Origin of the sequence: Glycomyces sambucus (assembly GCF_900102815.1) — a bacterium.
GTDB classification, from domain to species: domain Bacteria; phylum Actinomycetota; class Actinomycetes; order Mycobacteriales; family Micromonosporaceae; genus Glycomyces; species Glycomyces sambucus.
Map to the genome: position 1 here is coordinate 348,489 of NZ_FNGF01000003.1, position 21,413 is coordinate 369,901.

General features: G+C 70.3%; 17 protein-coding genes. 7 read left to right on the plus strand and 10 right to left on the minus strand.

The window, feature by feature from the left end; genetic code table 11:
• Nucleotides 1-137: 137 nt before the first annotated feature.
• Nucleotides 138-1,361 carry an NADP-dependent isocitrate dehydrogenase gene (locus BLS99_RS11270; RefSeq protein WP_091048862.1) on the minus strand — a complete coding sequence of 408 codons (1,224 nt, stop codon included), beginning with the start codon at nucleotides 1,359-1,361 and terminating at the stop codon, nucleotides 138-140.
• A 466-nt stretch (nucleotides 1,362-1,827) separates the two neighbouring features.
• Between BLS99_RS11270 and BLS99_RS11275 the strand changes: the two genes are divergently transcribed.
• Genes BLS99_RS11275 through BLS99_RS11295 form a run of 6 tightly spaced genes read left to right on the plus strand, consistent with a single transcriptional unit; the run spans nucleotide 1,828 to nucleotide 8,018 of the window.
• Nucleotides 1,828-2,928, plus strand: a complete 1,101-nt coding sequence (locus BLS99_RS11275; protein WP_143034762.1) for an ABC transporter permease — start codon at nucleotides 1,828-1,830, stop codon at nucleotides 2,926-2,928.
• On the plus strand, nucleotides 2,928-3,830 hold the full coding sequence (locus BLS99_RS11280; protein ID WP_091048869.1) for an ABC transporter permease: 903 nt from the start codon (nucleotides 2,928-2,930) through the stop codon (nucleotides 3,828-3,830). Before BLS99_RS11275 ends, BLS99_RS11280 begins: the two co-directional genes overlap by 1 nt.
• Nucleotides 3,831-3,834: 4 nt before the next feature.
• Entirely contained in the window at nucleotides 3,835-4,908 is a 1,074-nt protein-coding gene (locus tag BLS99_RS11285; RefSeq protein WP_091048871.1) for an ABC transporter ATP-binding protein, read from the plus strand.
• The gene (locus BLS99_RS11290) at nucleotides 4,901-6,064 is read left to right on the plus strand and encodes an ABC transporter ATP-binding protein (RefSeq protein WP_091048874.1); all 1,164 of its coding nucleotides are present in this window, start codon (nucleotides 4,901-4,903) and stop codon (nucleotides 6,062-6,064) included. Before BLS99_RS11285 ends, BLS99_RS11290 begins: the two co-directional genes overlap by 8 nt.
• A complete protein-coding gene (locus tag BLS99_RS26180) occupies nucleotides 6,052-6,240 on the plus strand; it encodes a hypothetical protein (protein ID WP_176953316.1) in 189 nt (62 codons plus the stop codon). Before BLS99_RS11290 ends, BLS99_RS26180 begins: the two co-directional genes overlap by 13 nt.
• Nucleotides 6,237-8,018: an ABC transporter substrate-binding protein gene (locus tag BLS99_RS11295; RefSeq protein WP_176953317.1), complete on the plus strand. Its 1,782-nt coding sequence runs from the start codon at nucleotides 6,237-6,239 to the stop codon at nucleotides 8,016-8,018. Before BLS99_RS26180 ends, BLS99_RS11295 begins: the two co-directional genes overlap by 4 nt.
• 295 nt (nucleotides 8,019-8,313) lie before the next feature.
• Here the strand turns inward: BLS99_RS11295 and pknB are convergent, their stop codons facing one another.
• The 7 genes from pknB to BLS99_RS11330 form a co-directional block, all read right to left on the minus strand.
• Complete coding sequence (gene pknB / locus BLS99_RS11300; protein ID WP_091048881.1) at nucleotides 8,314-10,215, minus strand: Stk1 family PASTA domain-containing Ser/Thr kinase; 1,902 nt, start codon at nucleotides 10,213-10,215, stop codon at nucleotides 8,314-8,316.
• A gap of 70 nt (nucleotides 10,216-10,285) precedes the next feature.
• Nucleotides 10,286-11,590: a serine/threonine-protein kinase gene (locus BLS99_RS11305; RefSeq protein ID WP_143034763.1), complete on the minus strand. Its 1,305-nt coding sequence runs from the start codon at nucleotides 11,588-11,590 to the stop codon at nucleotides 10,286-10,288.
• A 205-nt stretch (nucleotides 11,591-11,795) separates the two neighbouring features.
• Entirely contained in the window at nucleotides 11,796-13,262 is a 1,467-nt protein-coding gene (locus tag BLS99_RS11310) for a penicillin-binding transpeptidase domain-containing protein (RefSeq protein ID WP_143034764.1), read from the minus strand.
• Nucleotides 13,259-15,109: an FtsW/RodA/SpoVE family cell cycle protein gene (locus BLS99_RS11315; protein ID WP_176953318.1), complete on the minus strand. Its 1,851-nt coding sequence runs from the start codon at nucleotides 15,107-15,109 to the stop codon at nucleotides 13,259-13,261. Before BLS99_RS11315 ends, BLS99_RS11310 begins: the two co-directional genes overlap by 4 nt.
• Before the next feature lie 185 nt (nucleotides 15,110-15,294).
• Entirely contained in the window at nucleotides 15,295-16,536 is a 1,242-nt protein-coding gene (locus tag BLS99_RS11320; RefSeq protein ID WP_176953319.1) for a PP2C family protein-serine/threonine phosphatase, read from the minus strand.
• A gap of 112 nt (nucleotides 16,537-16,648) precedes the next feature.
• On the minus strand, nucleotides 16,649-17,137 hold the full coding sequence (locus BLS99_RS11325; protein WP_091048897.1) for an FHA domain-containing protein FhaB/FipA: 489 nt from the start codon (nucleotides 17,135-17,137) through the stop codon (nucleotides 16,649-16,651).
• Between the two features lie 378 nt (nucleotides 17,138-17,515).
• The gene (locus BLS99_RS11330; RefSeq protein WP_091048899.1) at nucleotides 17,516-18,229 is read right to left on the minus strand and encodes an FHA domain-containing protein; all 714 of its coding nucleotides are present in this window, start codon (nucleotides 18,227-18,229) and stop codon (nucleotides 17,516-17,518) included.
• A 226-nt stretch (nucleotides 18,230-18,455) separates the two neighbouring features.
• On the opposite strand from BLS99_RS11330, the gene BLS99_RS11335 reads away from it, so the two are divergent.
• Complete coding sequence (locus BLS99_RS11335) at nucleotides 18,456-18,794, plus strand: helix-turn-helix domain-containing protein (RefSeq protein WP_218126423.1); 339 nt, start codon at nucleotides 18,456-18,458, stop codon at nucleotides 18,792-18,794.
• Between the two features lie 228 nt (nucleotides 18,795-19,022).
• On the opposite strand, the gene hisC is transcribed toward BLS99_RS11335, so the two are convergent.
• Nucleotides 19,023-20,075, minus strand: a complete 1,053-nt coding sequence (hisC, locus tag BLS99_RS11340; RefSeq protein WP_091048905.1) for a histidinol-phosphate transaminase — start codon at nucleotides 20,073-20,075, stop codon at nucleotides 19,023-19,025.
• On the minus strand, nucleotides 20,072-20,929 hold the full coding sequence (locus BLS99_RS11345) for an RDD family protein (RefSeq protein ID WP_091048907.1): 858 nt from the start codon (nucleotides 20,927-20,929) through the stop codon (nucleotides 20,072-20,074). The genes hisC and BLS99_RS11345 overlap by 4 nt, the downstream gene beginning before the upstream one ends.
• Nucleotides 20,930-21,413: the final 484 nt, after the last annotated feature.

Genomic DNA, 21,413 nt, shown 5'->3' on the forward strand with positions numbered 1-21,413 from the left:
AAGCCGCGAAAGGGGGGAGGCCCCTGCCGGATGTGCGCTCGCACACGCCGGCCGGGGCCTCCAACTGGGAAGGGGCGGCCACCACACCGGTGGTGACCGCACCCTCTACAACGAGTCTCCGCGGACCCGGTTACGCGCTACTTCGCCGAGACGGCCTTGGCGAGGTTCTCCGACAGGGTGTCGAGGAACTCGTCGGTGGTCTGCCACGGCTCGTCACGGCCGATGAGGAGCGAGAGGTCCTTGGTCATCTTGCCGCTCTCGACGGTGTCGACGACGACCTTCTCCAGCTCGTTCGCGAACGCGGTGACCTCGGGGGTCCCGTCGAGCTTGCCGCGGTGCGACAGGCCGCGGGTCCACGCGAAGATCGAGGCGATCGGGTTGGTCGAGGTCTTCTCGCCGCGCTGGTGGGCGCGGTAGTGGCGGGTGACGGTGCCGTGCGCGGCCTCGGCCTCGACGGTCTGGCCGTCGGGGGTCATGAGCACGGAGGTCATGAGGCCGAGCGAGCCGAAGCCCTGGGCCACGATGTCGGACTGGACGTCGCCGTCGTAGTTCTTGCAGGCCCAGACGTAACCGCCGTCCCACTTGAGCGCCGCGGCGACCATGTCGTCGATGAGGCGGTGCTCGTAGGTGAGGCCCTTGGCGTCGAACTCGGCCTTGAACTCGGCGTCGAAGACCTCCTGGAACACGTCCTTGAACATGCCGTCGTACGCCTTGAGGATGGTGTTCTTGGTCGACATGTACACCGGGTAGTTCCGCTGCAGGCCGTAGCGGAAGCTGGCCCGCGCGAAGTCCTCGATGGACTTGCGGAAGTTGTACATCGAGAGCGCGACGCCGCCGGCCTCGGGGTACTTGACGACCTCGAACTCGATCGGCTCGGAGCCGTCGTCGGGGGTGAACGAGACGGTGAGGGTGCCGGGGCGGTCGACCTTGAAGTCGGTGGCGCGGTACTGGTCGCCGAAGGCGTGGCGGCCGATGACGATCGGCTTGGTCCAGCCCGGGACCAGGCGCGGCACGTTGCTCATGATGATCGGCTCGCGGAAGACGACGCCGCCGAGGATGTTGCGGATGGTGCCGTTCGGGGAGCGCCACATCTTCTTGAGGCCGAACTCCTCGACGCGGGCCTCGTCGGGGGTGATGGTCGCGCACTTGACGCCCACGTGGTGCTCGGCGATCGCGTTGGCGGCGTCGACGGTGACCTGGTCGTCGGTGGCGTCGCGGTGCTCGATCGAGAGGTCGTAGTAGTGCAGGTCCACGTCCAGGTAGGGGTGGATCAGCTCGTCCTTGATCTTGCTCCAGATGATGCGGGTCATCTCGTCGCCGTCGATCTCGACGACGGGGTTCGCGACCTTGATCTTCGCCATGGGTTTCGGCACCTCTCCTTGCGCTTCGCCGCGCGTGGTCGGGACGGGGAGCGGAACGCTCCTAACAGTACGAGCGTACTGGGCCGGGACCGGGGCCCGTCGCCCGCCCGGGGAGTCGTTGGCCACAGGCCGCCTGGGGCCCGCCGCTCGGCGGACGCGGGGATCGCCCGAACGGGCCTATCGCCCCGCATCGGGGCCCGGTATCGGACCGCGCGGCCCCGACGGCCCGTTCGCAGTGTCGCCGACCGGCTACCGTCGGACGGCACCCGCCGGATGAGACCAGGGAAAACGTTCCCTGAAGTTCAACGTAACGATTCCGTCTCAAGGCTGGCGTGCGCCGGGTCACGACAGGTAAGTTCGTTAACTAGAAACAATCTTTCCAATTTGTTTCGGGATCCGAGACCGCTCAGCGGCGACGCATGCGAGCCGCGGACGAGCCCGACCACGCACGAAGGAGTGCCCCCAGGTGACCGCACCTACCGCACCCCCGCCGCGCTCCGACGCGGCGGTCGGTACGCCGCCCCCCACTGCGCGTCCGTCCCTGCTCCGCCGCGTGTGGACCTCCTACGCCTTCCGGCGCATCTGCCAGTCCGTGTTCGTGGTCTGGCTCGTCGCCACCATCACGTTCCTGCTCATGCACCTGATGCCCGGCGACCCGATCGAGATCATGGCCGGGCGCCTCAACAGCTCCGGCATGAGTCACGACCAGGCCATGGCCACGGCGGCCAACATCATCTCCTACGACCCGAACGCCAACGTGTGGGTCCAGTACCTCGAGTTCATGCGCGGCCTGGTCACCTTCGACCTCGGCAACTCGCTGACCAACCCCTCCAAGACCGTGTTCGAGCACGTCATGGAGTACCTGCCGTGGACGCTGTTCGCCGTCGGCGCCGGCGTCGTCCTCGCGGTCGTCATCGGCCTGTCGGTCGGCATGGCCATGGCCTACCGCCGCGGCTCCTGGTTCGACCACGTCATGACCTCCATCGGGTCCTTCCTCACCGGGGTCCCGAACTACATCCTCATCGCCGCCGTCATCGTCGTCGGCTACACGATGCTCGGGGTCCTGCCGTTCCTCGACATGCGCGGGCGGATCACCGCCGGCGTCGAACCCGGATTCAACTTCGTGTTCTTCGGCGACGCGGTCTTCCACGCGATCCTGCCGATCATCGCCTTCGCGTTCACCGCCACCGGCTCCTTCATGCTCAACATGAAGGCCGCCACCACCGAGGTCCTCACCGAGGACTACGTGACGGTGGCGCAGGCCCGCGGTCTCAAGGCCGGGCGCATCAGCCGCAGCTACGTGGGCCGCAACGCGATGCTGCCGATCATCCCCCAGATCGCGCTCCAGCTCGGCACCCTCGTCGGCGGCTCCATCGTCATCGAGCAGATCCTCCAGTACCCCGGCGCCGGCCAGATGCTCATGGCGGCCATCTCCAACCGCGACTACCCCGTCGTCCAGGCCGCCGTCATCATCCTCGCCACCTCCGTGGTCATCGCGAGCCTCATCGTGGACCTCTTCCTCGTCCGCGTCGACCCCCGCATCAAGTCCGAAGGGCAGGACGCCTGATGACCACCGTGGACGCCGCGATCATCGCCAAGCCGCGCAAGCACTTCGCCGAGTCGTTCTTCGGCCGCCTGTGGATCGGCCTCACCCGCTCCCCCGCCGGGTTCGCCGGGACGGTCCTCGTCCTCGCGATCGTGCTGTTCTCCTTCGTCGGCCCCCTCCTGGTGAACCAGGACAACCCGACCGACACCACCCAGATCTGGACCTCGCCCTCCGCCGAGCACTGGCTCGGCACCCAGTACGAGGGCAAGGACACCTTCACGATCCTGGTGAACTCCGGCGCCCAGCCCATCTGGGTCGGCACCCTCGCCGCCCTCATGGCCGTGTTCGTCGCCGTGACCTTCGGCTCCATCGCCGGGTACTTCCGCGGCCGCATCGACGCGGTGCTGCTCCAGCTCACCGACGTCACCGTCACGATCCCGCAGTTCCTGCTCATGCTCGCGGTCGTCGCCTTCTTCGAGGACATCCCGCCGTGGGGCATCTCGATCGTGGTCGGCTCCACCATGTGGGCCTTCCTGTTCCGCTCCATCCGGGCGCAGGTCATGTCCCTCAAGGAGCGCGAGTTCGTCGAGGCCGCGCGGCTCCAGAACCTGGGCGCCTCCCGCATCGTCTTCCGCGAGATCCTGCCGAACATGGCCGGGTTCATCTTCGTGAACTTCGTGATCTCGGTGAACCAGGCCATCTACGCGATCGTCGGCCTCTACGTCCTCGGCCTCATGCCCTCGGGCACCCCGAACTGGGGCCTGATGATCCACCAGTCCTGGGGCCAGAACTTCTACCTCAACCCGGTCGCCCTGCCGTTCGTCGTCGCGCCGCTGCTCATGATCGTGCTCTTCACGATCGGGCTCGTGACGATGGGCCGCGGCCTCGACCAGGCCCTCAACCCGCGCCTCCGGGAAAGGTGAGACCATGACCGACCCGATTCTCAGCGTCCGCGACCTCGCGATCGCGTACCGGACCGGCCGCAAGGAGTCCGTGACCGCCGTCAGCGGCGTCGACCTCGACCTCTACGAGGGCCAGTCGCTCGCCCTCGTCGGCGAGTCCGGCTGCGGCAAGACCACGCTCGGCCTGGGCCTGCTGCGGCTCCTGCCCGGCCTCGGCGAGATCACCTCCGGCTCCCTCACCTACCGGCTCAAGGACGGCAGGCGCGCCGACCTCCTCAAGATGAAGAAGGAGCAGCTGCGGCGCTTCCGCTGGAACGAGGCCGCCATGGTCTTCCAGGGCGCCATGAACGCCTTCAACCCGGTCATCAAGATCGGCGACCACTTCGCCGACACCCTCCGCGACCACTCGGACGGGAAGAAGTGGACGAAGGCCGCCGTCGAGGCGCGCGCCGGGGAGCTCCTGGAGACCGTCCGGCTCGACCCCGACCGGGTCCTCCAGTCCTACCCGCACGAGCTGTCGGGCGGCATGAAGCAGCGCGCGCTCATCGCCCTCGCCATCGCCCTGGACCCGCAGGTCCTCGTCCTCGACGAGCCGACCACCGCGCTCGACCTGCTCACGCAGCGCTCGATCGTGCAGCAGCTCCACGAGCTGCGCAAGAAGTTCGGGTTCACGATGGTGTTCATCACCCACGACCTCGGCCTCGCCGCCGAGCTCGCCGACCGGGTCGCGACCATGTACGCCGGCCGGATCATCGAGACCGGCTCCTCGCGCGACATCTTCTACGGGCCCAAGCACCCGTACACCGCGGGGCTCATCAACGCGGTCATGCCCGTCAAGGGCGCGCGGCCCGCGCTGGAGTCGATCCCCGGCTACCCGCCGAGCCTCAAGGCGATGCCCGAAGGCTGCGCCTTCAACCCGCGCTGCGCCTTCGCCACCGCCGAGTGCAAGCGCGACCGCGTCCCGCTCGAACTGCTCACCGACCGCTCGCTGGCCATGCACCACGCGGTCGCGTGCCTCCACCACGACCAGGTCCGCCTCCAGCGTCCCGCACACGGACAGCTCGCAAGCGTCGCTGAAAGTGAGAACGCCAATGTCTGAGTCAGCCGGCAGCGCCGCGCCCCTGCTCAAGCTCCGCGGCCTGGAGCAGGTCTTCGACACCAAGAAGGGCCCGGTCGCCGCCGTCGGCGGCGTCGACTTGGAAGTGAAGCCCGGGAAGGTCCTGTGCCTGGTCGGCGAGTCCGGCTGCGGCAAGACCACCACGGCCCGCGCCGCCGCCGGGATCACCCGGCCCACCGGCGGCGCCGTCGAGTTCCGCGGCCGGCCGCTCACCGAGATGAGCGCCGCCGAGAAGACCGCCTACCGGCGCGCCGTCCAGTACATCCACCAGGACCCGTACGCGGCGCTCAACCCGACCCGCACCGTCGCCTCGACCCTCACCGCGGGCCTCAAGCGCCACGGGCTGGTCAAGACCCGCACCGAGGCCCGGGCCAAGGCCGCCGAGCTGCTCCAGCTCGTCAACCTCACCCCGCCCGAGTCCTACCTCGACTCCTACCCGCACCAGCTCTCCGGCGGCCAGCGCCAGCGCGTGAACGTCGCGCGCTCGCTCGCGATGAACCCGGAGCTGCTCATCTGCGACGAGTCGACCTCGATGCTCGACGTCTCGATCCGCGTGAGCCTGCTCAACACCCTGGGGCGGCTGCGCGACGAGCTCGACGTGGCGTTCCTGTTCATCACCCACGACCTCGCCGTCGCGAAGTACTTCGCGTGGGACGGGGAGATCGCGGTCATGTACCTCGGGAAGGTCGTCGAGCACGGCCCCACGCCCGAGGTCATCGGGAACCCCCAGCACCCGTACACGAAGGCGCTCATCGGCGCCGTGTGCGAGCCGGACCCGGACCTCGCCAGGGCCAACCAGTCCGCCGAGCAGCTCCGCTCGGCCGAGATCCCGTCCCTCACCGACCTCCCCGCCGGCTGCGCCTTCCACCCCCGGTGCCCCGCATTCGAACCCGGCCTGTGCGATGCGACCGAACCGGTCCTGGAACGCACGGGTGCGAACGGCAACGGCGCCGCCCGCGGCCGCCGCGTCTCGTGCCACGTCGTGGCGCGGGACCAGCGGCGCGAGCACGTCCGGGGCGCGGCCGACGGCCGCGACGACCGGACGCTCACCCTCGACGCCGTCCCCGGTTCGCGGCGTCCCGCCTCAGGGGCGGCCGAAGATCCAAAGAAGACACCGGGAGCGGCATGGTCGGCCTGATCGCCCGCGCGGGGCTGGCGTTCGGGGTCCTGCTGACCCTGGCCGCCGGGCTCCTCCTGCTCCTCCTGCCCAGCGGAACCGCAGAGTCCTCCGTCAGCGCGCTGACCGTCGGACTCGGGGTGTTCCTCATCCTCATTACCTCTATCGCCCTCTACATCGAAAGGAAACGGCGATGACCTCTCAGCGATTCGAGATCAGCCGACGCAACCTCATGCAGGCGGTCGGCCTCGGCGCCGGCGCCGTTGCGACCACCTCCGTCCTCGGCGCGTGCCAGGCCGACAGCGGCGAAGGCGAAGGCGCCAGCGGCAAGTTCGTGTACGTGTACCCGTTCGACATCTCCGTCGAGCACTACAACGCGGCCCTGAACACCGGTGTGCTGCTGACGGCCGCCCCCGTCGCCGAGCTCTTCATCCCGCGCAGCGCGATCCTGAACTGGGACACGCAGGAGTGGGTGCCGCAGCTCGCCGAGTCCGTCACGCTCGACGGCACGACCCTGACGATCAAGCTGCGTTCGGGCATCAAGTGGACCGACGGCACCGACGTCCTCGCCAAGGACGTGGCCGGCACCATCTACCTGCAGAAGCTCAACGCCGCGCAGGGCACCATCGGCTGGGACCAGCTCGTGTCGGCCACCGCCGACGACGACACCACCGTCACGGTCACCTACACCGAGGCGTTCACCGGTGTCGAGCACGGCGCGCTCAAGGCGCAGGTCCTCCCCTACTCGCGCTACGGCGCGTGGATGGACGAGGCCCAGGGCCTGGTCGAGGCCGGCGAGGTCCAGGGCGGGCCGGGCCAGGTGGCCCTGTCCGAGAAGATCGCGGCCGAGGACTTCCTCGACGAGGACTTCATCTCCTGCGGCGCCTACAAGTTCGAGCAGATCGGCGAGACCGTCATCACGATGTCGGTCCACGAGGACGGCCTGTTCGCCGACCAGGTGAAGTTCGAGACCGTCGAGGTCCAGAAGGGCGACAACGCCGCGTCGGTGCAGTTCCTGCTGTCCTCCGCCGTGGACTACTCGACCCAGGTGCTTGGCGCGACCGACCGCTCCACGATCGCGGGCGTCGAGGGCCTCAAGGAGATCTCGACCCCCGGTTACGACGGCGTCGGCCTCATGCTCAACGAGGGCCGGTTCCCCGAGTTCGCGGACCCCAAGGTGCGCAAGGCGTTCATGTACGTCTTCGACACCGAGGTCATCGGCGAGATCGCGAAGGGCAACGGCGGCTACTACGTGCCGTCGACCTACACCGGTCTTCCCGACCCGCACGCGGAGGGCCTGTTCGACGACGTCGAGCTGGAGTTCTACGCGACCGACCACGCGAAGGCGGAGTCGCTGCTGACCGAGGCCGGCTGGGCGAAGGAGTCCGACGGCTGGCACAAGCCGGACGGGGAGCTCGCCGAGTACAAGATCATCGGCGTCGAGGGCTGGACCGACTTCTCGCTCACCGGCGAGCAGGCGGCGTCGCAGCTGACCGAGTTCGGCCTGGCCGTGTCGTACGAGAACGTCCCCGCCGACAACCCGTGGGGCATCTGGGGCGCGGGCGACTTCGACATCGCGGTGCGCCAGTGGGCGAACCCGTTCGTGCCCTACGTCTACGGCTCCTGGCAGATGGCGTGGTTCACGGACAACTCGCAGACCGCCGACGCGCCGGGCATGGGCCTGGCCACCGCCGAGGTCGAGACCACCTCGCTCGGCACGGTGAACGTCGACGAGCTGTACCTGGCGTCGCAGAAGGGCACCGAGGAGGAGCAGGCCGAGGCGAACAAGACGCTCGGCATCGTCTTCAACGAGACCCTGCCGCGCCTGCCGTTGTTCCTCAACCAGCGCGTCTCGTACGCGATCGAGGGCGAGCGCGTGAAGGCGATCGAGGCGGGCGACTACGAGCTCAACGACATCTACTTCGACAACCCCATCATGGTCCGCATCCTCGAGGGCGGCATCGAGCCCGCGTAGGGGACCGTGGCCCGCTCCCGGAGACGCTGCTCGCTCCGGGGGCAGGACTCGGCGGCGGGGCCCCCACAGGGGCCCTGCCGCGGCCGCGCGACACCGAGGCGGGTTGAGCGCGGCGAGAGAAGCGAAGGGCCCCGGCCGACAGGCCGGGGCCCTTCCGCATGTCCGGAAGCGGGCGTGCGGCTCAGAGATCTCGACCGAAGCGGTAGCGACACGCGCGGGGCTCAGATTCGAGGCTCAGCACACGTAAGAGGGGCCCGGCGCTGTCGCGCCGGGCCCCTCACGTGTGTTCGTCGACCTACGTGTCGTCGCAGGTCGGGTCGATCGGGTTGCAGGTCTCGCCGTCGGTGGTCGTCTCGTCGTCGCCGCCTCCGCCGCCGTCGTCGGGGGCGGGGACGATGGTGATCTCGGTGCCGGGGGCGACCGCGGTGCCGCTGGTGAGGGCGCCGTCGGGGCCGGAGACGCTCTCGATGACCTCCAGGGTCGCGTCGCCGTCGATCACGGCGGTGAGGCCGGCGGCGTTGAGCGTGTCCATGAGGGACTGCGGCGTGGTCGCGGCGTCCCAAGTGACCGTCACGCCCTTGGCGGTGATGGTGACCGTGGTGCCGTCCTCCTCGGTGGAGCCGTCCTGGGGGTTCTGCTCGTAGACGACGCCGACCGTGTTGCCGCCGGAACCGTACTGGAGGTCGTAGGTGAAGCCCGCACCCTCCAGCGTGCTGATCGCCAGGTCGGTCTCCATGCCGACGACATTCGGGACCGTCGCCTCGCCGCCCGCGGAGACCGTGAGCGTCACGGTGGTCCCCGGCGCGACCATCGTGCCGCCCTCGGGGTTCTGCTCCAGGACCGTGCCGGGCTCCTCGGTGCTGGCGATCTCGTTCTTCTCGACGACCAGGTTGTCCTCTTCAAGGGTCGCCTGGGCGTCATCGAACTGCTCGCCGAGCACGTCGGTGACCTCGACGTCGTCGGGGGCGACCAGGACGGTGAGCTCCACCGTCGTGCCCTCCTCGACCTCTTCGCCGGGCTCGGGGTTCTGGGCCGTGACGTTGCCGATGTCGGGGTTGTCGCCGGTCTCGGCCTTCTGCTCGACCACCTCGACCTCGAAGCCGTCCGTGGTCAGCGTCTCCGTCGCGACCTCCTGGGTCTCGCCTATCACCCCCGGGACGGTCTTGAGGGCGGCCTCGTTCATGGCCGTCATGATGCCCCAGGCGGCCGCTGAGACCGCCACGAGCGCCAGGACCACCCCGAGGGCGATGAGCCATGGGCGGCGCTTGCTGGAGGTCGTGGAGAGCTGGCGGATGGGGGCGGTCGCGTCGGGGTCGATGATCGCGGTGCGGTCGGCGGCGCCCATGACCGCGGGGGCCATGACGTCCTGGCCGCGGGCGGCCCGGATGAGGTCCTCGCGCATCTCGGCGGCCGAGTGGTACCGGTTCTCGGGGTTCTTCGCGAGGGCCTTCATGACCACGGCGTCGACCGAGGGCGGGACGTTCGGGTTGAGCTCCGAGGGCGGCCGGGCCTCCTCGCGCACGTGCTGGTAGGCGACGGACACGGGGTTGTCGCCGGTGAACGGCGGGTGTCCGACGAGGAGTTCGTAGAGGACGCAGCCGACGGCGTACACGTCGGAGCGGGCGTCGACGGTCTCGCCGCGGGCCTGCTCGGGCGAGAGGTACTGCGCGGTGCCGATGACGGCGCTGGTCTGGGTCATGGTCGCCTGGTTGGAGGCGAGGGCCCGGGCGATGCCGAAGTCCATGACCTTGACCTGGTTGGTGTCCGAGAGCATCACGTTGCCGGGCTTGACGTCCCGGTGGATGATGTGGTGCTTGTGGCTGAAGTCGAGGGCCGAGCACATGTCGGCGACGACCTCGCAGGCCGCGGTGTACTCGAAGCGGCCCTCCGCGATCAGGACCTCTTTGAGGGTGCGGCCGTTGACGAACTCCATGACCATGTAGGGGATGCCCAGGTCCTCGCCGGTGTCGAACACGGCGACGATGTTGGGGTGGTTGAGGGAGGCGGAGTTCTGGGCCTCGCGCTGGAAGCGGATGAGGAACGACTCGTCACGAGACAGGTCGGCCCGCAGCAGCTTCACCGCCACGTCGCGGCCGAGACGCAGGTCGCGGCCGCGGTGGACTTCGGCCATCCCCCCGTAGCCGACGACCTCGCCGATCTCGTATCTGCCGCCGAGCAGGCGGGGCTCTGTCGTCATCGCGTTTTACGTCCTCGTGTTCCGTTCATCGCGGATTGATTCTAGTGGCAGGGCCAGGCCCGGAAGCCCGCTATCCGTCGTTGCACTGGTTCCCGATGCAGTCGCCGATCCCGCCGCCGCCGGTCTCGTCGCCGGTCCCTTCGTCGGGGCCTTCGGCGGTGCTCCGCGGGTCCTCGGGGGAGCTCTCGTCGACCTCGTCGTCGCCGGTGCCCTCCTCCGCGGAGGTGGAGTTCGTGGTCGGGTCCTCGCCGCCGCCTTCATCGGGGTCGTCGTCGTTCATCGACAGCAAGAGCCACACCATACCGCCCACCAGGACCAGGGCCACCAGGCCCACGATCGCGCCGAGCAGCGCCCTGCTCGGTCCCGGCTTGGACGGACCGTGGGCCTGCGGGGCTCCCAGGTCGATCCCGGACGGGGTGGCGGGGCCCTGCGGCGCGTACTGCGGGGCGGGTTCGGCGACGCCCGCGGGCGGGCCGCCCATGGCGACGACGCCGGCCCGCTGGGGCAGCTGGCCGACGGGGGGCATGACGGAGGTCGCCGGGGCGGCGTCGACAGCGGTGAGCGCGGCGGCGGCCATCTCGGCGCCGGTGGCGAACCGCCGGTGCGGGTCCTTGGTCATGGCGCGCTCGACGAACGCGCGCACGCCCGGGGGGATGTCCGGCGGCAGCGGCGGCGGGGGCGTGCGCACGTGGTGCAGGGCGAGTTCGATCGGGTTCTCGGCCTGGAAGGGCCGGTGGCCGGTGAGGCCGTGGAAGGCCACGACCCCGAGCGAGTACATGTCGGAGGCCGGGAGCACGCCGGTGCCCTCGGCCTGCTCGGGGGCGATGTAGGAGGCGGTGCCCATGACGGCGCCGGTCTGGGTGAGGTCGCCGGAGGCGCCGGAGCGGGCGATGCCGAAGTCGGTGAGGACGGCGCGCCCGTCGCGGTCGCGCACCAGGATGTTCCCGGGCTTGATGTCGCGGTGGATGACGCCGTGCACGTGGGCGTGGTACAGGGCCTCGGCAGTCGCGGCGAGCACGGGCATGAGCTCGCGGGCGTCGATGCGGCCGCGCTCGGCGATGAGGTCGGCGAGGGACTTGCCCTCGACGAACTCCATGACGAGGTAGGCGGTGGTCTCGCCGCTGGGCAGGTCGGCGTTCCCGAAGTCGTGGACGTTCACGATGTGGGGGTGGGTGAGGGCCGCGACGGTCTTCGCCTCGGCGGTGAAGCGCTGGGTGAAGCCCGGTTCGCTCAGCAGGGAGGGCAGCATGGCCTTGACGGCGACGGTGCGCTCGAGGACGGTGTCCTCGGCTCGCCAGACCTCGCCCATGCCGCCCACGGCAATGCGTTCGCGCAGGCGATAGCGCTGCCCGAGGAGCATTTCGGGGCTCAACAAGGCGTCTCCTCATTTCTTGGGGCGGATCGGTATCGGGCGGACTCGGTCCGTTGGGATCGACGCTTCAGTCTACTGGGAGAAAGCCCGGCACCTGGGCTCCCGTTATCGCGCTGCCGCCGAACCGTCTCCCAAGATCCACGTCCGAAGGGCCCCTTCGGTTGCCGTTCCCGGCGATCTCGAGGAAACCGCGTCCTTCCCGCCGCCCCTACTCGCCGCCGCCCTCCAGCACCTGCTCCATGAGCATCCCGGAGATGTCGGCGGCCTCGGCGGAGGCGCCGTCGCCGTAGGAGTCGAGGAACACGGCGACCGCGACGGCGGGCTCGCCGTCCTCGTTCAGCGCCCAGCCGTGGAACCAGCCGTGGTCGGGCAGGCGGTTCTCGCTGGAGTCGGAGTGCTCGGCGGTGCCGGTCTTGCCGCCGACGGTGTAGCCGTCGATCTGCGCGTTCGAGCCGGTGCCGTTCTCGACCACGGCCTCCATGAGCTTGCGCAGCTCCTCGGCGGTGTCGCCGTCGATGACGCGCCCGGCGGAGTCCTCGTCGCCGTTCTGGACCGTCTCGCCCTTGGAGTCGGTGAGCCGGTCGATGAGCTGCGGCTCCATCCGCTCGCCGTCGTTGGCGACGGTCCCGGCGATGATCGCGTTCTGGAGGACGGTCTCGCGGACCTCCTGCTGGCCGATGCACGCCTGGGCGCGGAAGGCGTCCTCGGAGATGTCGCCGGTCTGGGAGGCGAGGGTCTCCAGGGGCGTCTCGAACGCCTCGCCGAAGCCGAACTGCTCGGCCATGTGCGAGATGTCGTCGGCCGACAGCTCCTCGACGCACAGCCGCGCGAACGTGGTGTTGCACGACCGCTCGAACGCCTGCTCCAGCGTGAGCTGGTCCTCGGGGCACTGGTCGGAGGAGTTCTCGATGACGTGGTCGGTGTTCGGCGCGGTGTAGGAGTTCCCGGCCGGGACCATGGTGTCGGCGCTCGCGCCCTGGTCCTCGATGAAGGCCGCGGCGACGACGGTCTTGAAGGTCGACCCGGGCGGGTACCACTCCTGGCCGGTGCGGTCGAGCGCCGGGTTGTCCTCGTCGTCGTTGATGGCGGCCCACGCCTCGGTGGCGGTGTCGCCGTCGTTGGAGGACACGTCGGTGGGGTTCCAGCCGGGGTAGGACGCCTGGGCGAGGATGCGCCCGGTCTGGGGGTCGATGACGACCGCGCCGCTCTTGACGCCGGTGTCGGCGAGCGCCTCGTAGGCGGCGACCTGGAGGGCGGGGTCGATGGTGGTGACGACGTTCCCGCCGGGCTTCTGGTCCTTCTTGACCGTCGCCCAGAAGTCGTCGAAGGCCAGCAGCGAGCTGGAGCCGTTCAGGATCGAGTTCTCGGCGGCCTCGAGCCGGCTGGAGCCGAAGTTGAACGACTTGAAGCCGGTGATGTTCCCGAAGGCGTCGCCCTCGGGGTACTGGCGCTCGTACTTGTAGAAGTCGCCGTCGACGTCGACCGACTGCGCGATGACGGTTTCACCGGCGAGGATCTGCCCGCGCGGGACCGAGTACTCGGCGATGAGGGTCCGCGAGTCGGCGATGAGGTCGTAGTCGTCGTGGTGGAAGAAGCTCACCCACGTCGACTGCGCGATGAGCGCGGCGAGCAGGATCAGCGCGATGATGCCGGTGCGGCGCAGGGCTGGGTTCACCGGTCGCCCTCCTTCGAGTCGGTTCGGGGATCGAACGCCGAGGGCGGCGGCGGGGGCGGGGTGTGCGGGGCCGGCCGGGTCGGCGGCCCCTGGGGGGCGCCGTAGGCGGAGCCGGGGGGCGCGGGCGGGGTCTGGGGGCGGTACGGCTGCGTCGGGCCCGCGGGCGGCGGGGAGTACCCGCCGGGGGGCGGGGACGGGGGCGGCGAGTAGCCGCCGGTCGGCGGGGGCGAGGACGGGCCCTGGCGGGTCGGGGAGACGACGTCCTCCTCCACGGTGCTGCCCTTTTCGACCGTGCCGCCCTTCTCGACCGTGCCGCCGGGGGCGCCGGTGCCGGAGCCGCCCTGGAGGTGCCCGGGGATGATGAGCTCGGTCGGCTGGTCGCCGCCGGGGATCGGGCCGGAGTCCATGACGCCGGCGGCCTCGGCCTTCGCGGCCTCCTCGGCGGCGCGCTTGGCGGCCTGCTCGGCGAGGAACTCCGGCGGGGCCTCGGTCTTCATGAGGCCGTAGGACGCCTGCCACGGCCTACGGGCGTCGTCGGAGACGCGCACGAGCAGGCCGATGAGCAGCCAGGAGCCGACGAGCGAGGAGCCGCCCGCGGCCAGGAACGTGGTGGTCTGGCCGGTCATCGGGATGAGCCCGGTGACGCCGCCGAACACGACGAAGAGCTGGAACGCGACCAGGAACGCGAGGCCGCCGGCCATGAGCTTGCCGAACAGGTCCCGCGACATGAGGCCGGTCTTGAAGCCGCGCTGGACGAGGATCGCGTACAGCAGCAGGATCGCGGTGAGCCCGATGAGGCCGACCTCCTCGCCGATGGCGGCGAGGATGAAGTCGGACTCGGAGGCGGGGATGAGGTTCGGGTTGCCCGAGCCGGGGCCGTTGCCCAGCAGGCCGCCGGAGTTCAGGGCGACCAGGCCCTGCACGAGCTGCCAGGAGGTGCCGGTCTCGAAGACCTTCACCGGGTCCCACGGGTTCAGCCAGATGTCCACGCGCACCTGGAGGTGCGAGAAGAACGGGAAGATCGCGACGCAGCCGCCGATGAACATGGTGAGGCCGATGAGGATCCAGGAGGCCCGGCGGGTGGCCATGTACAGCATCGAGAGGAAGATCGCGAACAGCAGCAGCGAGGTGCCGAGGTCGCGTTCAAAGATGAGCATGAGGAGGCTGGCGGCCCACACGATCACGATGGGGCCCAGGTCCTTCATGCGCGGGAGCTGGAGGCCGAGGATCTTCTTGCCCGCCACCGAGAGCATGTCGCGCTTGCGCACCAGGTACACGGCGAAGAAGATCAGCAGCATGAGCTTGGCGAACTCGCTGGGCTGCACCGAGAACGACCCGAAGCGGATCCAGTTCTTGGAGCCGCCGGACTCCGAGATCGACGCGGGCAGGAAGCCCGGCAGGGCCGCGAACGCGATGCCCGCGAACAGCAGGATGTAGGCGTAGCCGCGGAGCATCCGGTGGTTGCGCACCACCGCGAGCAGGATCGTCAGGAGCACGACCGCGGCCATGTAGTACATGAGCTGGCGCCCGCCCTGGCCGCCGAAGATCCCCGCGTCGGCGGGGAGCGGTTCGTCGGTGAGCGCGGTCCGGTCGATGCGGCGGATGTACACGATGCCGATGCCGGTGAGGAACGCCGCGATCGGCACGAACAGCGGGTCGGCGTAGGGGGCGAGGAACTTCACCGCGGCCCACGCGCACATCGACACGATGAAGATGGTGATCGGCAGCAGGAAGGTGACGGGCGTGGTCCGCTGGATCAGCGCCATGTCGATCGTGAGCTGGAAGCAGAAGACCCCGATCCCGCCCATGACCAGCATGATGATCTCGCGGCCGATGCGCTTGGGCATGCCCGACAGCGGAGTGAGCGGCGTCTCGGACGGCCCGGCCGCCCGGGCTGTCGCCGACATGGGCTGGGCCATCGGTTCCCCTCGGTCTGCTTCGTTCTCACGCGCCGGCTCGCCCTGCGCGCCTGGGCGCGCGCGGCCCCCGCGCCTGCGGCGCGCCGGACGCTGTGAGCGTACAACGGTGACGCTCAGTCGTCGCGGCAGTCCTTTGACGCCGTAGGCACCGCCTCAGTGTCCGAAACGGAGCACAGCGGATCGAGGTTCCCGTTGGTGGAGGCCGGATCGGTCAGCTCCTCCAGCTCGTCCTCGGCGTCGGCGCGGCCGTCGGTGGTCCTGCCCTCCTCCAGCTCCGCCTCGACCTCGTCGGTCGCCTCGGAGGCGGGGCGCTCGGACTCGATCTCCAGCCAGGCCGCGCGCAGCCCGGCCACCTCAAAAGGGAGGCCCCGGTAGACGCTGATGTTGCCCGCGTCGGAGACCCCGATGAAGTACTGCGTGCGCGCCCAGTAGGCGCCCGCGCCGGCGGCCAGGACCAGGACGATCAGGCAGGACAGGACGGTGCGCCACACGCGCCCGCCCTTCTTCTTCTTTTTCTTCCCGCCGTCCTCGCCGTCGGCGCCCTCCGCGCGCAGGCTCACGGTCTCGTCGCCCGAGGGCTCCTCGCCGTCCTCCTTGATCGCGCGCAGCACCGCCGTGTCGGACTCGGCGAGCCGCTGGTCGGCGGCCGCGCCGCCGATGATCTGGCGCTGCTCCCCCGGGTACTCCTCGACGACGTCGGCGACCAGCACCGTCACGTTGTCGGGGGCGCCCGCGTCGAGCGCCTGCTGCACGAGGGTCTGCGCGGCCTCCTGCGGCGAGGCCGAGGTCTGGAGGGTCCGCGCGATGTCGGCGTCCGACACCGGGCCCGAGAGCCCGTCGGAGCACAGCAGCAGCCGGTCCCCGGCCACGCCCTTGATCGTCTGGAACGCCGGCTCGACCTCGGAGGCGCCCAGGGCGCGCAGCAGCAGCGAGCGCTGCGGGTGCCGCTCGGCCTCCTCGGCGGTGATCCGGCCCTCGTCGACGAGCATCTGCACGTACGTGTCGTCGACCGTGACCTGCTCGAACCCGCCCTCGCGCATCCGGTAGGCCCGCGAGTCCCCGATGTGCACCAGGTTGAACCACTCGCCGTCGAACCACAGGGCCGTGAGCGTGGTGCCCATGCCCTCCTTCTGCGGGTCGTCGGCCACGCAGCGGCGGATCGCCCGGTTCGCGTCCGCGACGGCGTCGGCGAGCTCGTCGACGACCGAGTCCGAGGGCGGGGGGACGTCCAGCCGGGCCACGGTGTTGATGACGATCGCCGAGGCCAGGTCGCCGGCGGCCATGCCGCCCATGCCGTCGGCCACGGCGATGAAGTGGGACCCGGCGAACACCGAGTCCTGATTGCCTTGCCTCACCACACCGCGGTCGGAGACGGCCGCATAACGCAGGTGCAAACTCATGTATCAACCGCCGTAGCGCGGGGCACGCCCGCAGATCGATGCCGACATCGCCGCGTCGCTCTCGGGCTCACGGGCGCAGTTCGAAAGAGGAGCGCCCGATCCGGATGGGCACCCCGAGCGGGACCGGCGTGGGTCTGGTGACTCTAGCGCGCCCCAGGTACGTCCCGTTCGTGGAGCCCAGGTCCTCGACGACCCACTGGCCGTCCATGGGCACGACGCGCGCGTGCCGGCTCGACGCGAAGTCGTCCCGGATCACGATCGTCGAGTCCGCCGCGCGCCCGATCGAGATCGGCTGGCCGGACAGCACGAACCGGCGGCCCTGGAGCTCGCCGGTGGTCACCACCAGCCACTGCGCCGCCTGGGCGGCCTGCGGGCGGGCGCCGCCGCGGTTCCCCGGCGCCGGGGGCGCCGACACCGGGCCCGCGGCCGGGCCGGCCGCGGCGGGGCGCCGCTGCGCCAGGAGGTCGCGGGTGATGGTCCGGGCCGCCGCGAACACGAACAGCCACAGCAGCACCAGGAAACCGAACCGGGCGACGGTCTGGACTATCTCAGGCATTCGGTGCTCCCACAGCGGATGAACGAACGGTCTCAGACACGGTAGCCCACGTGCGCGCGCGCGAGAAGCCGAGATGGCGAACCGGCCCGGTCATCCCACCGCTACGCGCAAGGGCCCCTAGAGGAAACGCCCCGGAGGCGGGTTCCGGACACGGCGGTGCCGCCGAGGACGGCGCCGCTCCGGACCGGTGGGCGGCCATGCCCCTGACACGACGCCTCTCGACACCACGCGTTCCGGCACCACGCCCCCTGCCAGGGCATCCCCTGACACTGCGCCCCTGACACTGCGCTCTTGGTACTGCGCCCCTGGTACTGCGCGCCCTCTGACACGACGGCGCCCCGACCCTCGCGGGTCGGGGCGTGCCGTGGCATGTGGGCGCTAGCCCGCCTGGAGGGTCAGCGAGGTCGTCCCGATCTGGATCACGTCGCCGGGCTGCATCGACACGGTCGCGATCCGCTGGCCGTTGACCAGGGTCCCGTTCGTCGAGCCCAGGTCGGTCACCGAGACCTGGCGGCCGTCGAAGTCGATGCGCACGTGGCGGCGGGAGATCCCGACGTCGGGCAGGCGGATCTGCGCCTGCTCCCCGCGGCCGATCACCGTGGCGCCGTGCGCCACCGAGAACTGCCGGCCGTCGGCCGTCACCAGCACCGGACCGGTCGGGGCCTGCGGGTGCGCGGGGCCGTAACCGCCCCCGGACACCGGCTGGTCGACGCCCTCGTTCAGCGCCGCGACCTCGGCCGTCACACGGAACATGCCCGTGTCCAGGCCCTCCCCGCGCTCGATCTCGACGATGACGTCGCCGTACACCGTCCAGCCGTTCTCGCCGATGAACTCGGCCTGCGACTGCGCGAGCTCCTGCGCCAGCGCCGCCGCGTACGGCGCCAGCCGGTCGTGGTCGGGCGGCGAGAGGTCGATGACGTATCGGTTCGGCACCAGCACGCGCCCTCCGGCGAGGACCGCCTTGTGGGTCTCGGCCTCGCGCTGCATGGCGCTGGCGATCTCGACCGGGTGCACAACGCCCTTGAACATCTTGTTGAAGGTGCCCTCGAACAGGCCCTCCAGTTGTTTTTCCAAGCGTTGCAGAACGCTCACCGGTTCTCCCCTCCTCGTCTGGCGTCGCGGGGACGCACTACGCGTCGACTTCCGATGGTATCGGCTGGCTTCACACGACGGCGAGGGGTTGAGACGCAACCGCCTCCCGAGTCGCTTTCATATCGTCTGATCGGGTGAGCCCGGTGTCGGCCGGTAGTACCGAATGTCGGGTAGGTCAGGCGGGCCCAGGTGGCGGACCCGCCCCGGGGCGCGTATGGTGACGCGGGTGACAGATCGCGACTTCAGCTCATTCGTCCGGGACGTGCGCAAACGCGCCCACGTCTCGTTCCGCGAGCTCTCCGACTCCGCCGGGGTCTCGAACCCCTACCTCCAGGGCGAGCGCGGCGTGCGCCGCCCCAGCGGCGCGGTGCTCCGCCAGCTTGCGCTGGCACTGCGGATGACCACCCCGATCATGTACCTCCGCGCCGGCGTCGGCCGGGGCGAGGACGGCTCGGCGACGCCGCTGGCGATCGCCACCGACCGGGACCTCACCGCCAGGCAGAAGCAGACCCTCACCGAGATGTACGAGGCGTTCTGCGACCAGAACGACCGCACCGCCAAGTAGCCGGCTCCGGGCGCCGGTGGGGCGCCCGGAAACTCGTCGAACACGGAAGGGCTGGACCGCTCCGGCCGCACCGAACCCGATGAGGCCGAGCCGATCCGGCCGAACCGTCGTACCCCCCGGGCACATTTGATCCGGGGGCGACACCGAACCAGACGATCACTCGCGATTGTCGTACCCCCCGGGCACTGTTGATCCGGGGGCGACAGCGGACCCGAAGGTCCCTCGCTTTCACCGCCAGTCGCGCAGCGCCTCCAGCAGCGCGTCGTTCTCCTCCGGCAGGCCGATCGTCACCCTGACGCCGTCGCCCGCGAAGGGCCGCACCAGGATTCCCCGCTCCTCGCAGTGCGCGGCGAACTCGACCGCGCGCTCCCCCAGGGGCAGCCAGAAGAAGTTCGCCTGCGTCTGCGGCACCTCCGGCACCAGGTCCCGGGCCGCCATCACGACCCGCTTGCGCTCCGAGGTCACCAGCGCCGCGCGCCGGCGCATCTCGTCCTCCGCCTCCAAAGCCGCGAGCGCCGCGGCCTGGCCGGGTCCGTTGACCGCGAAGGGGATCACGCACCGCCGCACCGCGTCCGCGACGTCGGCGCGCGCGACCATGTAGCCGATCCGCAGGCCCGCGAGGCCCCACGCCTTCGAGAAGGTCCGGAACACGACCGCGTTCGGGCGGTCCCCGTAGCGCTCCACACCGTCGGGCAGCGACGGGTCGTTCACGAACTCCCGGTACGCCTCGTCGATGACGACGAGCACCGATTCGGGCACGGCCGCGAAGATCCGGTCGAGCTCGGCCGCGGTCACGGAGGGGCCGGTCGGGTTGTTCGGCGAGCAGACGATGAGCGCCCGCGTGTCCGGCCCGACGGCGGCGATCATCGCCTCGACGTCGTGCCGGTGGTCGGCGGTGTTGGGCACCTGGACCGACTTCATGCCGGCGACGGTGGCGGCGATCGGGTACGCCTCGAAGGACCGCCACGAGTAGACGACCTCGCTGCCCGGGCTCGCCACGGCCTGGAGCAGGTGGCCGATGAGGGCCACCGACCCGGTCCCGGTCGCGATGCGCTCCGCACCGACGCCGAGGCGCGCGGCCAGCTCGTCCCGCAGCCGCGTCACGCCCATGTCGGGGTAGCGGTGCGCGTTCGCGGCCGCGTCGGCGATCGCCTCGGCGACCCCGGGGAGCGGCCCGTACGGGACCTCGTTGCTGGACAGCTTGAGCGCCTGGGGCAGCGCCTTGCCGGGGACGTAGCGGGGGATCGCGGCGAGGTCTTCGCGGATCGGCTCGGTCGTCATTGCGCGGGCTCCTTTTGGGGTCCCGCCTCCACGACGGCCGTTCCCGGCGACTTGTCGTGGAGGCACTGGCGGAAGGGTTGGTCTCGGGTGCACCATATCCCGTCCATGATCCAGAGGATCGCGCCGAAGGGGAAGCACAGGAGCGGCAGGGCCGCGTACGACCAGCGCAGGAGCAGGCGGCCCCAGCCGAGCCCGGCGGGCGCGAGGGAGACGACCTTGATGCCCATGAGGCGCTTGCCGAGGGTTTGCCCGGAGTTGAGGGTCGCGGGGACCTCGTAGGCGAACCACAGGCCGAGCGAGATGAGCAGGACGACCCACCACTGGTCGGAGGCGCGGGCGGGGAGCTGGATGTCGTTGGGGTCGTCGGCGGCGGCCATCTCCAGCATGTACGGCCAGACCGTCTGCATGAACTGGTATATGAAGTAGCCGTTGACGACCGCGTTGAGGAGCAGGAGGGCGACGGTGTCGACGATGCGGGCGACGAAGCGGTGCCCGGGGTGGGCGAGGACGCGGCCTTCGAGGATGCGGTCGACGTCGCGGTGCGAGATCCAGCCGACGGTGACGCCGAGGGACCGGATGGGGACGGTCCCGGGCGGCTGGACGGCGCCGGGGGTCCGCTGGATCACCTTCGGCGGCGGGCCCGCGCCGAAGCGCGGGTCCGGGGGGAGCTCCTGGACGTTCTTGTCCACAGTAGAGTGGGGAAGCGGCTCCGGTTCGGGGTCGACCGGCTCGGGTTCGGCGGGCGGCTCGGCTCCCGCGGGGATCGGCTTCCCGACCCAGGCGGAGCCGTCCCAGTAGCGCTGGGTGGACGGGTCGGCGGGGTCGGCGTACCAGCCGGGTGCGATCGTGGTCATCGTGGCCCATTCTTGCAGCCGCGGCGCGCGGTTCCCAGTCAGTTCGGACACAGGGGGCGCGGAGCGGGGTCCGGGACGGGCACGGAACCGCTTGGCGGGCAGACGACACGGCCCAGTCGGTCAATCGCCTCGACTGGGCCGCTCGAACTAGCTGCACTTCCGACCGAGTTACCAAGCGTGAAGTCTTTTATAGCGGCGCCCTGCTCCTAGGTGCTGGGCCCGCTGTGCCTCCCGACGGCTCAGGTCGCACGTGGGTGCTCGGCGGCGGTGCCCGAATCCTTCCGATCTCTGGAGACCGTGTCCCCTGGAAGTCCTTCCGGATCCGTAACTCATTTCTACTCGTCTACTGACGGGTAGTAAACCCCTAACTCCAAAAAATCCGAACGGAGTTCTCGAATCGGCGGCGGCCCCGGCCGGATCCCCTGATTCGCCACACGGTCAGTGGGGTTTGGGTTACCTTGCGGGGCATCGGCGCCGCGAGCGC

Coding starts and splice junctions, on each gene's coding strand:
- BLS99_RS11270 (WP_091048862.1), bottom strand. CDS start 1,361: ATGGCGAAGATCAAGGTCGCGAACCCCGTCGTCGAGATCGACGGCGAC.
- BLS99_RS11280 (WP_091048869.1), top strand. CDS start 2,928: ATGACCACCGTGGACGCCGCGATCATCGCCAAGCCGCGCAAGCACTTC.
- BLS99_RS11285 (WP_091048871.1), top strand. CDS start 3,835: ATGACCGACCCGATTCTCAGCGTCCGCGACCTCGCGATCGCGTACCGG.
- BLS99_RS11290 (WP_091048874.1), top strand. CDS start 4,901: ATGTCTGAGTCAGCCGGCAGCGCCGCGCCCCTGCTCAAGCTCCGCGGC.
- BLS99_RS26180 (WP_176953316.1), top strand. CDS start 6,052: ATGGTCGGCCTGATCGCCCGCGCGGGGCTGGCGTTCGGGGTCCTGCTG.
- BLS99_RS11295 (WP_176953317.1), top strand. CDS start 6,237: ATGACCTCTCAGCGATTCGAGATCAGCCGACGCAACCTCATGCAGGCG.
- pknB (WP_091048881.1), bottom strand. CDS start 10,215: ATGACGACAGAGCCCCGCCTGCTCGGCGGCAGATACGAGATCGGCGAG.
- BLS99_RS11315 (WP_176953318.1), bottom strand. CDS start 15,109: ATGCCCAAGCGCATCGGCCGCGAGATCATCATGCTGGTCATGGGCGGG.
- BLS99_RS11325 (WP_091048897.1), bottom strand. CDS start 17,137: ATGCCTGAGATAGTCCAGACCGTCGCCCGGTTCGGTTTCCTGGTGCTG.
- hisC (WP_091048905.1), bottom strand. CDS start 20,075: ATGACGACCGAGCCGATCCGCGAAGACCTCGCCGCGATCCCCCGCTAC.
- BLS99_RS11345 (WP_091048907.1), bottom strand. CDS start 20,929: ATGACCACGATCGCACCCGGCTGGTACGCCGACCCCGCCGACCCGTCC.